Source organism: Enterococcus sp. DIV2402 (assembly GCF_017426705.2).
GTDB lineage: Bacteria > Bacillota > Bacilli > Lactobacillales > Enterococcaceae > Enterococcus_F > Enterococcus_F lowellii.
In genome coordinates this window covers 1429682-1441493 of sequence record NZ_CP147251.1, presented here as the reverse complement: position 1 = coordinate 1441493, position 11812 = coordinate 1429682, and the positions used below count along the sequence as shown (strand labels likewise).

At 36.2% G+C, this 11812-nt stretch carries 13 protein-coding genes and 1 other annotated feature; of the genes, 1 reads left to right on the top strand and 12 read right to left on the bottom strand.

The window, feature by feature from the left end:
* Window positions 1–81 precede the first annotated feature (81 nt).
* The 9 genes from recO to DOK78_RS07000 all read right to left on the bottom strand — a co-directional run bounded on the left by recO (window position 82) and on the right by DOK78_RS07000 (window position 7407).
* On the bottom strand, window positions 82–879 hold the full coding sequence (gene recO, locus DOK78_RS07040; RefSeq protein ID WP_207941032.1) for a DNA repair protein RecO: 798 nt from the start codon (window positions 877–879) through the stop codon (window positions 82–84).
* 68 nt (window positions 880–947) lie between these two features.
* On the bottom strand, window positions 948–1847 hold the full coding sequence (era, locus tag DOK78_RS07035; protein WP_207941033.1) for a GTPase Era: 900 nt from the start codon (window positions 1845–1847) through the stop codon (window positions 948–950).
* Between the two features lie 18 nt (window positions 1848–1865).
* Window positions 1866–2273 carry a diacylglycerol kinase family protein gene (locus DOK78_RS07030; protein ID WP_207941034.1) on the bottom strand — a complete coding sequence of 136 codons (408 nt, stop codon included), beginning with the start codon at window positions 2271–2273 and terminating at the stop codon, window positions 1866–1868.
* Window positions 2251–2736 carry an rRNA maturation RNase YbeY gene (gene ybeY, locus DOK78_RS07025; protein WP_207941469.1) on the bottom strand — a complete coding sequence of 162 codons (486 nt, stop codon included), beginning with the start codon at window positions 2734–2736 and terminating at the stop codon, window positions 2251–2253. Before ybeY ends, DOK78_RS07030 begins: the two co-directional genes overlap by 23 nt.
* Window positions 2736–4937, bottom strand: coding sequence for an HD family phosphohydrolase (locus DOK78_RS07020; RefSeq protein WP_207941035.1), 2202 nt, complete (start codon window positions 4935–4937; stop codon window positions 2736–2738). Before DOK78_RS07020 ends, ybeY begins: the two co-directional genes overlap by 1 nt.
* Before the next feature lie 25 nt (window positions 4938–4962).
* Window positions 4963–5937: a PhoH family protein gene (locus tag DOK78_RS07015; protein ID WP_207941036.1), complete on the bottom strand. Its 975-nt coding sequence runs from the start codon at window positions 5935–5937 to the stop codon at window positions 4963–4965.
* A gap of 153 nt (window positions 5938–6090) precedes the next feature.
* Window positions 6091–6540, bottom strand: coding sequence for a GatB/YqeY domain-containing protein (locus tag DOK78_RS07010; RefSeq protein WP_207941037.1), 450 nt, complete (start codon window positions 6538–6540; stop codon window positions 6091–6093).
* Between the two features lie 44 nt (window positions 6541–6584).
* Entirely contained in the window at window positions 6585–6761 is a 177-nt protein-coding gene (rpsU, locus tag DOK78_RS07005) for a 30S ribosomal protein S21 (protein ID WP_002356740.1), read from the bottom strand.
* Window positions 6762–6969: 208 nt separating this feature from the next.
* Window positions 6970–7407, bottom strand: coding sequence for a transcriptional repressor (locus DOK78_RS07000; RefSeq protein WP_207941038.1), 438 nt, complete (start codon window positions 7405–7407; stop codon window positions 6970–6972).
* 92 nt (window positions 7408–7499) lie between these two features.
* Here DOK78_RS07000 and DOK78_RS06995 point away from each other — a divergent pair, with 92 nt between their 5' ends.
* Window positions 7500–8351 (top strand): pyruvate, water dikinase regulatory protein, encoded by an 852-nt coding sequence (locus DOK78_RS06995; protein WP_207941039.1) that lies wholly within the window; start codon window positions 7500–7502, stop codon window positions 8349–8351.
* Between the two features lie 46 nt (window positions 8352–8397).
* Here the strand turns inward: DOK78_RS06995 and DOK78_RS06990 are convergent, their stop codons facing one another.
* From DOK78_RS06990 to thrB, 3 genes are all read right to left on the bottom strand, one after another.
* A complete protein-coding gene (locus tag DOK78_RS06990) occupies window positions 8398–9324 on the bottom strand; it encodes a homoserine O-succinyltransferase (RefSeq protein ID WP_207941040.1) in 927 nt (308 codons plus the stop codon).
* 3 nt (window positions 9325–9327) lie between these two features.
* Complete coding sequence (locus DOK78_RS06985; RefSeq protein ID WP_207941041.1) at window positions 9328–10599, bottom strand: O-acetylhomoserine aminocarboxypropyltransferase/cysteine synthase family protein; 1272 nt, start codon at window positions 10597–10599, stop codon at window positions 9328–9330.
* 54 nt (window positions 10600–10653) lie between these two features.
* Window positions 10654–10883, bottom strand: a binding site (T-box leader).
* A gap of 51 nt (window positions 10884–10934) precedes the next feature.
* Window positions 10935–11810, bottom strand: a complete 876-nt coding sequence (gene thrB, locus DOK78_RS06980; protein ID WP_207941042.1) for a homoserine kinase — start codon at window positions 11808–11810, stop codon at window positions 10935–10937.
* Window positions 11811–11812: the final 2 nt, after the last annotated feature.

Sequence of the window (11812 nt, the reverse complement as noted above, 5' to 3'; positions counted from 1 at the left end):
AAGGTCAATATTTACTCCTTAAATTTTGTAATTTTCTGTAAATTCATTCGGTTATTACAAACAAAAAAACGTTTCACACAATCACTCATTGTGTGAAACGTTCGTCGTTTTATCGGGCGTTTGAAAGACTGTTTCCCATTTACCCATTTGATCGATAAACGTTTTACTTTTTAAGTTCACGCCGACATATTCTTCATACAAAGCATCAATCGTTTGTCGAATTAATGCTTTGGTTTCTGATTTTAGTTCAATGGATTGAATATGTTCATAAGAAATTTGAGAAAACATGCGGATAAAATGAATGGCGATTGGATCTGCATGATAACGATGGGGATCCTTGTCCCAATGGCGTTCACATAAAACACCGCTATATGTTGAAGAATAATCAAATTTACCCTGCGTTTCTCCACAGACCGCGCATTTTTGCCAATTAATGGTAATTCCAAAACGTTGCAATAATTGAATTTCAAAAATATTGGTTAAAATTTCGCCATCATTTCCCTGATCTAACATCATTAAGGCTTGTTCCAAAAAATGAAATAAATTGGGATCATACACATGGTCTTCAATCGCTGCGTCCACTAAATTCATCATATACGTTGCATATCCCGCTAAAAAAATATCTGCTTGAATATTACGATAAGCATGGATATTTTTTGCCGCATTCAAAAAAGACAACCCTTCGCTATTGAATTTACCAATATAAACAGCTTCTGTATAAGGGAGTAATGCTGGTGCTAGCGGATTATTTTTACGATGTGCCCCTTTAACGTAAAACATTTGCTTGCCTGCAGATTCAGTAAAAATTTTGACTAATTTATCTTTTTCTTTATGATTTTTACTAAAAAGCAAAATCCCTTTTGATTCGGCAATCCCCATCAAATTCCCCTCCTTTGGAAAGAAAAGCGAGACAAATTCTCCATAGAGATCTATCTCGCCATAACCGATTAATAATTGTCTTCGCGGTAACCGTAATCTTTCAAATACGTTTGTTTGTCACGCCAATCTTTTTGAACTTTAACCCATAGTTCTAGATAGACCTTATCGCCTAATAGATGTTCAATGTCTTGACGTGCTTTGGTACCGATAACTTTCAGCATTTTTCCGCCTTTTCCAATAATAATGCCTTTTTGGCTATCACGTTCAACAATGATTGTCGCTTGCACTTGAACTTTATCATTTTCATTACGCTTCATTGAATCAACAACTACCGCAACAGAATGCGGTACTTCATCACGTGTTAGTAATAACACTTTTTCACGAATTAATTCAGAAACAATAAAGTATTCTGGATGATCCGTAATTTGGTCGTCAGGGAAATATTGTGGTCCCTCTGGCATTTGTTCTACTAAAACATCCATGAGTGTCTCAAAATTGTTTCCTTCTGTTGCTGAAATTGGAACAACTTCAGCAAATTCCATTTGACTTGTGTAGTCTTGAATCGTTTCTAATAACGCATCAGGATGAATCTTATCAATTTTATTGACGATTAAAAAGACCGGCACGTCACTTTTTCTCAAACGTTCAATAATAAAGTCATCGCCTTTTCCGCGCTTTTGATCAGCACTAATCATAAATAAAGTGACATCTACTTCACGTAAGGCACTATAAGCTGTTTCTACCATAAAATCACCTAAGCGATGTTTTGGTTTATGAATTCCAGGTGTATCGATAAAGACAATTTGCGTATCTGGTGTTGTATAGACACCTTGAATTTTATTTCTAGTTGTTTGAGCTTTGTCACTCATAATCGCAATTTTTTGCCCAACAATGCGATTTAAAAGTGTTGATTTTCCAACATTCGGGCGACCAACAATTGCAACAAACCCTGATTTATGTTCTGTCATATAATTTTTTCCTCTTTCCTAATGAAAAACTAGCTGAATAAGTTTTGGCAGAAAAATAATTGCGCCAATTAGCAAAGCAAATAAGGACGTAATTAATACTGCACCAGCAGCCATATCTTTAATTTTTTTTCCTAATGGATGAAAATGTTTATTCGTCACCATATCTACTACATTTTCAAAGGCTGTGTTGATGATTTCCATAATTATCACCAAAAAAATACTTAAAAGTACCCACAACCATTCTTGTTGACTTAATCGAAAAATAAATCCCAACAAGATGACACAAATAGCAACGACGGTATGACTACGCATATTACGCTCATCTTTATAAACAGTTTTAATCCCTGTTAAAGCAAATTCCACTGAATTAATAAAATGCTTGTTTTTTTCAATGTTTTGTTTTTTATCTTTCAAGTCCATAGGCATCCAAGATTTCCTTTTGTAGTCCAAACATTACCTTCTCATCTTCAGGTGTCATATGATCGTAACCATTGATATGCAAAAAACCATGCAATGCTAGAAAACCTAATTCACGATCATAACTGTGGCCATATTCTTGTGCTTGTTCTTGTGCTCGCTCTGTTGAAATCATAATATCCCCCAACGTACGTGGCATATCTAATTCAAAGTCATCCTCTTCATCAAAAATAATCGGCAATTCATCTTCGCCCTCTTCTTCCATTGCAAAACTAATGACATCAGTCGGTGCATCTTTGTCACGATACGTGCGATTAATGACTTGAATTGCGGCATTATCCATAAATGTGACGGACATCTCAGTTTCTTCGGGCAGTTTTAAATAATCGGCCGCAAACTGAAGCAACGATTCAATATCTGCCACTTTGTCGTTTGAAACAGCATTTGTTTCATCAATAAAGGTAATCTCCATCATTCTTCTCTTCTTTCTTGTTCTTCTTTCATTTTCTCTGCTTCTGATTTCATTTTTGGATATTTAATTCTTGAATGGAATGTACTACATAGACCATTCACTAATGAATTTTCAATAATTCTAATTTCTTTGAGAGTCAAACCAGAATCATCTAATTGGCCATCTAAAATCCGATCAGTAATTAAGTTAGAAACGAACTGACGAATCTTTTCATTGGTTGGATTTTCCATTGCTCGTACTGCTGCTTCACAACTATCGGCAATACTAACCACTGCTGCTTCACGTGTTTGCGGGATTGGACCAGGATAACGATATTCTTCTTCTGTTACTTCTGCATTACGTTCTTTCGCTTTAATATAGAAAAATTTCATCAATGTGGTTCCATGATGCTGACGACAAATGTCAATAACCATTTGTGGCATATTTTTCTCTTCAAGTAATGCCGCCCCATCAATTACATGTCCAAAAATGATTTGTTTACTATCAGCTGGCAACAAGAAATTATGTGGATTTTCTGCCCCAGCAGGTAGATTTTCCACAAAGAAGTTGGCATGTTTTAGTTTTCCAATATCATGATAATAACATGCCACACGAGTTAATAACGAATGCCCCCCAATTTCTGCTACTGCATTTGCACTTAGGTTAGCAACCATCATGCTGTGATGATATGTTCCTGGTGCTTCTTCTAACAATTGCTTTAATAACGGATGATTTGGATTACTTAATTCATTCAAAATAATCACGCTATCGTCTGTAATCAATAACTCAATGTATTGATGTAACCCAATCGTTAATAATAATGAGAAAATACTACCCGCTAAGCCACATGCCAATGCAATCCAGGTCCGACCATTTGAAAAACTCATCCCTTGAAAAATCACCAAAATCAAATTAATTAAGAATGGGAAAATAACCACCCATACTAGCGCTTTAGTTCCTTGATCGACAATTCGTTTTCTTGCCAAAACAGTGCCCATAATTCCTGAAAACATATAAGAAACTAAAATGATAGTTAAAAGATTGGTATCAATTGATTGATAGAAAATAAACGTCGCTGTCACTACTTGAAACGCTGCTGCTAAAATCCCCAAACGTCTATTTAAGAATAAACTTAACACTAATGGAGCAAATGCAGCTGGATAAAATAGTGGAATAAAAGGAACTGCCTCTGTTTGGAATACCTGGAAAAATTTCATGACCAAGATACTCAAAACCATGGTTACTGCATAAAACGTCAAATAATTTTCGCGTCTTTCTCGATCAGACCATTGTTTTACAAAATAAAGTAAGACCATGATTTGTAGCAAAATAGTCATTACTAATGCTACCAGTGGAAACAATGAGGCATTGGAACTAGTCATCCCTAACAAGTTTAATTTTTCAATTGCGTTGGCATCAATTTGTGAACCTTCACGAACAATAATTTCACCTTGGTAAATCATTACTGGCTGAACGGCTTCTTTGGCTGCTTCTTGTAAGTCTTGCGTTTTTCGTTCATTTAAGAACGTGTTGACCACAATTCCCTGATTAAGCATCAAACGAATGGCTTGCGCTTGATTGCTGGTCACATCCAAAAATCCAACTTTTTCTTCCGCATCTTTACGGGCTTCTGCAAGGTTTGATTGACGAACTTGTTTACTCATTTGTTCATCAAGTAAAGTAAGGGTTTCATTTTGGACCGTTTCTAACGCTTCGGAACTCAAAGAAAAAACAATTTGGAAAAAGCTATTACTTACTCGTTGATAGAAACTTAAATCATCTGAATCAATCTGTTCAAATTCTTTTTTCAAGGCAGCAATTTGCTCATCCACGGTCACCTTTTGCACTGTTTGATTCTCTTTAGCATCCGCTTCTCGTTTTTTATTTTCTGCTTCGCTATCTTCTTTTACTTTTCCAACTAATTGAAAAAGATGTTGAATCAATTCATGTTGCTTTTGTGCAATATCTTCTTGGTACGTATATTCTGGGATAACCGCTTCAGCAGCAATTTTTCGTTTTTGTTCCGTAGCGGAGGTATTCTCAATGGTTTTATTGGCACGAATACTTGTTTCAGCTACTTGTCCTTCTTTATAATCGACGGCACGTTGTTTCACACTAGAAAATACTAAACCAATCATAAAAATGAAAAAAATTAGGAGTACTAGCGGTACGAAAAATCTCCCTAGTTTTTCACGTATTTTTCTTAAAGGTTGAATAATCATCTATTTCCCCTCCTAGATAACAAAACTATTTCACTTCTCGTATTTCCGCCTCATCATATGCTTGAATAATCTCTGCTACAACTGGGTGACGTACAACATCACTTGCTGTAAATGTAGCAAAAGCAATTTTATTAATTTTGTGCAACGTACGTTCTGCGTGGACTAACCCACTCGTAACGCCTCTAGGCAAGTCAATTTGGCTAGTATCCCCATTGACAATCATCTTTGAGTTATAGCCTAAACGTGTTAAGAACATTTTCATTTGAGCAATTGTTGTATTTTGAGCTTCGTCTAAAATTACAAAAGCGTCTTCTAATGTTCGTCCACGCATGTAAGCTAAAGGTGCAATTTCAATGACCCCACGTTCCATAAGTCGATTCGTGTGTTCCATGCCAAAAATTTGATACAAGGCATCATAAACTGGACGTAAATAAGGATCTACCTTTTCTTTTAAGTCTCCAGGTAAAAAACCAAGATTTTCGCCAGCTTCAACAGCTGGGCGAGTTAAAATGATTTTTTGAACTTGCCCTTTTTTTAACGCTGCAATTGCTAAAACAACAGCTAAGAACGTTTTCCCTGTCCCTGCCGGACCGATTCCAAATGTGACATCGTGCGTACGTACCGCATCAATGTATTTTTTTTGACCGACATTTTTTACACGAATCGGCTTACCATTACGATCTTTGATGATTTCTTCTTCGTACATATCAATAAATGTCGTTGTATTGCCTTTTGATACCATTTTTAGTGCTGTTACAACATCAGGTGTATGCACTTGAATGCCACGCTTAATCAATTCTTGCAAGGCACCGATAACCGCTGCTGCTTGCTCAATCTTCTCTTGGTTCCCTTTGATTTGAATGATTTCTCCGCGTGTGCGAATAATCGTTTGTGTTGTTTCTTCAATCACTTTAATATGTTTATCGTGTGTTCCAAATAACATGCTGGCATCATCAGCTTCAGTTAATTTAATTTCTAAAGATACTTGCTCTTCTGTCAAAAAAATTCTCTCTCCTTTTTATCTACATTCACTCTAATAATACCATACAATAGATAAAAGAAAAATCGCTTCTGCTTTTTGTATGAGAGTCTTTTAAGGTTTTTATTACGAAACAAAAAAGCCGCAGACAATTGCTTGCCTGCGACGGATTCATTACTTTTCAGTTAATAATTCTTTGACGACTGCATTTACTTGGTTACCGTCTGCTTTACCTTTTACTTGAGGCATCACTAGACCCATTACTTTACCAAATTCTTTTGGTGAAGTAGCACCAGTTTTTTCAATCGCATCTACAACAATTTGACGAATTTCTTCATCGGTTAATTGTGCAGGTAGATATTGTTCAACAATTGTAATTTCACCTTTGACTTTTTCTGTGAGGTCTTCACGACCTGCTTTTTCAAATTCGGTCAAAGAATCACGTCGTTGTTTCATCTCACGAGATAAAACCGTCAACTCTTCATCTTCTGTTAAGTCACGACCGACCTTGATCTGTTCATTTTGTAACGATGCTTTCAGCATGCGAATGACTTGCAAGGTCTCTTTCTCCTTTGCCTTCATCGCCGTCTTCATATCATCGTTCAGTTTACTAAGTAGTGACACACTACCAGCTCCACTTCTCACAACAGAAAACTTAAAAATTAAAATTAGAATTTCTTGCGTTTTCTAGCTGCTTCAGATTTTTTCTTACGTTTCACGCTTGGTTTTTCATAAAACTCACGTTTACGTGATTCTTGTAACGTACCTGCTTTTGAAACGGAACGTTTGAAGCGACGAAGAGCATCATCAAGAGATTCGTTTTTACGAACGACTGTTTTTGACATGTAAATTCCCTCCCTCCGAGCTCAAATAGTAACCGTTTTTGTCATAGAAATAAAATATCTTATAACAATACTGTCCTTTAAAAATTATAGCTAAGTGAAGAAAGCGTGTCAAGTCGTTCTTCTAAAAACTTCTGATAAATAATGAGATTTTTCAAAAATTTTTCTGAATTCTCTCATTATTTCTGAAAAATTCTGAAAAAAAGTTCATTTACACAGGTTGACACTCTTCACAGCGACCAAAAATTTCAAAACGGTGACTTTCAATTGTACAACCAGGTAATTGGTCTTGAAAAAAATCCATGGGACAAATCGATAATTCTTTTGTTTTGCCACAAATGGTACAAATAAAATGATGATGATGATGTTCGATACCATGTGAACAACAATGGAATCGGAATTTCATTTCACCGTTTAATTCAGTTTCTTCTAAAATGCCAATTTCTGAGAAGTCATGTAAATTGCGATAAATAGTGTCGTAGCTTAAGCCTGGATATTCTATGGACATATACTCATGTAATTCTTTAGCAGGAACATAACGATTTGCTTTTGCAAGATAAGCAATCATCGCTTCTCTTTTTTTTGTATATTTCAAACCGTTGTCTTTTAATGTCTGCAACGCCTGCTCAATGGATGTTTGATTTTTCACTTTCCATCCCTCCAAACCAAAATCATTCCGATTATTTTTAATGAGTGTATGGTATAATAAGATTAATTAAAATGCAAGTGAGGGATCGTTTTATGACAGAAGAAAAAAAAGAGTCGCTCTTAACCTTTTTCGTTATTTCAGACTCTGCTGGTGAAACAGCTTCTAAATTAGCGCAAGCAACGATGGCTCAATATCCATCGGTAAAATTTGAAATGTTTCGCCGAACTTTTATCACAACTAAAAGCACGCTGCTTAAAACTTTAGCAGATGCAAAAAAACATAATGCCGTTATTTTACACACATTAATTAATGAAGATTTAGTTGAATTGACGCATGATTTTTGTGAAGAAAGTGGCTTGTATCACTTTGACGTATTAACACCACCTGTTGCTGAAGTTGAACGACGGACCGGTGTTGCTCCTACACGTGAACCAGGTGCTTTGCATCATCTAAATAAAAACTATTTCAAACGAATTAAAGCCATGGAGTTTGCGGTCAAATATGATGACGGGAAAGATCCACGTGGTTTCTTGGAAGCTGATGTAGTTTTATTAGGCGTTTCACGTACTTCTAAAACGCCTCTAAGTTTATTCTTAGCCAACAAAAACTTAAAGGTTGCAAACTTGCCATTAGTTCCTCAAGCGCATATTCCAAAACAATTATGGGAAATTGACCCTAAAAAAATTGTTGGTTTAACAAATGATCCTGATGTGTTGAATGGCATTCGTAAAAAACGGATGATTGCGTATGGTTTAAATCCCGATACAGCGTACTCTGATATTGACCGTATCAAAGAAGAATTAGCTTTTGCTCATGACTTATATAAAAAATTAGGCTGTGAAGTGATTAATGTCGCAACTTTATCTATTGAAGAAACGGCTTCGATTATCTTAAATAAATTAAATCTAGAAGATCATAGTTACTATGCAACTGATGATGATTAACAACATGCTAAAAATTCCGTAAACCATGGTTCACGGAATTTTTTTATTATGATTTTTTGGCACGTAACTTGGGAATGTCTTCCAAATGATAGGGCGTCATTTGATAAACATCATTCAGCCAATTATGATACAGCAAATGTGCGTTGCCTCGCCAGCAATTCGTTACTTTAGTCAATCCTTCGTCCTCAAAATAATTGACAGGCAGTTTAGTCGCTAATCCACGCTGTTGGTCACGTAAGTATTCTCTTTGTAAACTATCGGTGTCATATTCAAAATGCCCCAATAAGAAAATATTATGGTCATCGGTTGAAATCAAAATCGTTGCGCCAATTTCATCGTTTGCTGCCACGATTCGCAACTGTTCTTCTTGAATTTGACTTTCATCAATCCCTGTATAGCGTGATTGTGGTCCCATAAAAATATCATCAAATCCGCGGAATAAACGATGACTTATATTTAAACGTTGTGGGTAAATGCCAAATAATTTTTGTTCATATTGAATTTTTTCTACTTTGTAATGATGATATAATCCTGCTTGAGCTCCCCAACAAATATGAATCACAGAAGTTGTATTTGTTTGACTCCAATCCATAACTTTAACAAGTTCTTGCCAATAATCCACTTCTTCAAACGGCAATGTTTCAACAGGTGCTCCGGTAATAATTAACCCGTCATAACAGGCATTTTTAATTTCTTCAAACGATAAATAGAATTTTGACAGATGGTTCGGACTGGTATTTTTGTGTGTATGTGAGACTAATTTTAAAAAATCTACATCAATTTGCAAAGGGCTTTGACTAATTAAACGAAGCAATTGAATTTCCGTATCAATTTTATTGGGCATTAAGTTTAATAATAGTAAACGTAGCGGACGGATATCTTGTTGCGTAGCACGTTTTTCTTCAATCGCAAAAATGTCTTCTTTTTCTAAAACTGATTTAGCAGGAAAATCATTGGGAAGTTTAATTGGCATCGACTAACCCTCCAATTGTTCCAGTGCTTGTTGTAAATCAACAAGAATGTCATTAATATTTTCAATTCCACAAGAAATGCGAACCAATCCTGCTGAAATACCCACTTCTTTTAATTCTTCTTCAGATAACTGACGATGTGTTGAAGTAGCTGGATGAAGCGCACAAGTACGAATATCCGCCACATGTACTTGTAAAGAAACCAACGTTAACGCATTTAAGAATTTAGCTGCTTGTTCTTTACCTGCAGCAATCTCAAAAGAAACTACGCCACACAAGCCATTAGGCAAATACTTTTGTGCTAATTCATAGCTAGGGTCAGTTGCCAAGGTTGGATAGCTTACCGTACTCACTTCTGGGCGTTCTTGTAAAAATTCAGCCACCTTCTTAGCATTTTCAAAATGACGATCCATCCGAACAGCCAATGTTTCCATCCCTAAGTTTAATAAAAAGGAATTTTGTGGCGAAGGTGTTGCACCTAAATCGCGCATTAACTGTACACGCGCTTTCGCTAAATAGGCTGCTGGACCAAAAGCTTCTGTATAAACTAATCCGTGATACGTCACATCTGGTGTTGATAGCTGCGGGAATTTGCCATTATTCCAATCAAATTTACCGCTATCAACAATGACCCCACCCGTTTGCACAGCATGTCCATCTAAATATTTTGTTGTACTATGAATTACGATGTCTGCGCCATATTCAATCGGTCGACAGAAATAAGGCGTGGCAAAAGTATTATCAACCAATAACGGAAGTTGATTTTCATGCGCTAACGTTGCGAATTTTTCAATATCTAAGACATGTAACGCCGGATTAGCGATTGTTTCTGCAAAAATAGCTTTCGTATTTGGCTGAACCGCTTGCTGTAACTCTTCTAGTGAAGACCATTGATCGATGAAAGTTACTTCGATGCCCATTTTTTTCAATGTATGCGCAAATAGATTATAGGTACCACCATAAATTGAAGTTGTTGAAACTAAATGATCGCCTGCTTCTAAAATATTTAAGACAGCAAAAAAGGTTGCTGCTTGTCCCGAAGACGTACACAAGGCACCTACACCACCTTCAAGTGCTGCAATTTTTTCTTCTGCAGCATTCGTCGTTGGATTTGCTAAACGTGTATAAAAATAACCTGATGCTTTTAAATCAAATAATTGCCCGATTTCTTCTGCTGAATCATATTTATACGTTGTGCTTTGCACGATTGGTACCACACGAGGTTCTCCATTTTTTGGTTCATAACCAGCATGTAAACACTTTGTTTCAAATTCCATATCCAATTCCCCTTTTCCTTTTTTATATAATAAAAAACGCACCCTTTCCGTTACAGAAAGGACGCGTTTTAATTGCGTGTTACCACCTTTTTTCGCTATCACTTTGCAGCAAATAGCCTCTACCAGTACCAACATACTGAGGAGCTATAACGGGCTCACCCGATAATTGCTTCTCACAATTATTTGCTCAAAGACCATCTTCCAAATTAATTCCTTACTTCTTCTCACCTAACGAAGCTCTCTTAAAATTCATCAATTTGTACTCTTCTTTTCAAAGCGTTTTTTATTTAAATTACTTTAAGTATAGCGAGTAATTATGTTTTGTCAATTCTTTTCTAGAAAACCTGAACACCTTCACGATCAATGGATAAATGTTCGACTTGTGCGCGTGAATCTAAAGCATTCAATAATTTCATGATACGTTCTGTCTTTTCAGCTGGGGTCAAAATTAAAATCGTCGGACCCGCACCGCTTAAGAAACAACCATAGGCTTCTTCTTCTTTACAAATTTGGCGGATATCTGATAAATGTGGTACCAATTTTCCTCGATATACCTCATGCCAAAGGTCTTCTTGCATCATTTTACCAGCCAAAGGTAAATTCCCATTTAAAACAGCTGCAATCATCACATTGGCGATAGCACTGGCTTTTACTGCTTCTTTATACGGTAATGTCTCTGGCAATACACCCCGACTTTTACTGGTTAATAATTCCGTATTAGGAATAAATGCGATAATATCTGTTTCAGGGAAATAGTGTTTAACATAATTCACGCTTTTTTCTTGGCGTTCTGAAAAATGACAAGCGACAACAAAATCTCCACAAATTGCTGGCGCTACATTGTCTGGATGCCCTTCAATTTGGGTCGCAAGTTCTACTTTTCTATTTTCTGATAACTGCAAATTCCCCAAACGATTAGCTAATTCGATTCCTGCTACAATCACAGAAGAACTACTTCCTAAACCACGAGTTAATGGAATAGTTGAAGTCATTTTTAATTTTTTTGGTGCTAATGAAGGCGCAAGCTTCAAAGCAGTTTGAATCAATAAATTTTTCTCATCAGAAGGGATAGCGTCTCCTAATGTATGAGTGATTTTCCATTGATCACTATCACCAAGTACCTCAACAGATAAGTACATGGACAGTGCGATTCCGCATGAATCAAATCCAGGACCTAAATTGGCACTGGTTGCTGGAACTCGAATTTTCATTT

Excerpts from the sequence above, each read along its gene's own strand:
- recO (WP_207941032.1), bottom strand. The coding sequence starts at position 879 with ATGGGGATTGCCGAATCAAAAGGGATTTTGCTTTTTAGTAAAAATCAT.
- era (WP_207941033.1), bottom strand. The coding sequence starts at position 1,847 with ATGACAGAACATAAATCAGGGTTTGTTGCAATTGTTGGTCGCCCGAAT.
- DOK78_RS07030 (WP_207941034.1), bottom strand. The coding sequence starts at position 2,273 with ATGCCTATGGACTTGAAAGATAAAAAACAAAACATTGAAAAAAACAAG.
- ybeY (WP_207941469.1), bottom strand. The coding sequence starts at position 2,736 with ATGGAGATTACCTTTATTGATGAAACAAATGCTGTTTCAAACGACAAA.
- DOK78_RS07020 (WP_207941035.1), bottom strand. The coding sequence starts at position 4,937 with ATGATTATTCAACCTTTAAGAAAAATACGTGAAAAACTAGGGAGATTT.
- rpsU (WP_002356740.1), bottom strand. The coding sequence starts at position 6,761 with ATGTCAAAAACAGTCGTTCGTAAAAACGAATCTCTTGATGATGCTCTT.
- DOK78_RS06995 (WP_207941039.1), top strand. The coding sequence starts at position 7,500 with ATGACAGAAGAAAAAAAAGAGTCGCTCTTAACCTTTTTCGTTATTTCA.
- DOK78_RS06990 (WP_207941040.1), bottom strand. The coding sequence starts at position 9,324 with ATGCCAATTAAACTTCCCAATGATTTTCCTGCTAAATCAGTTTTAGAA.
- DOK78_RS06985 (WP_207941041.1), bottom strand. The coding sequence starts at position 10,599 with ATGGAATTTGAAACAAAGTGTTTACATGCTGGTTATGAACCAAAAAAT.
- thrB (WP_207941042.1), bottom strand. The coding sequence starts at position 11,810 with ATGAAAATTCGAGTTCCAGCAACCAGTGCCAATTTAGGTCCTGGATTT.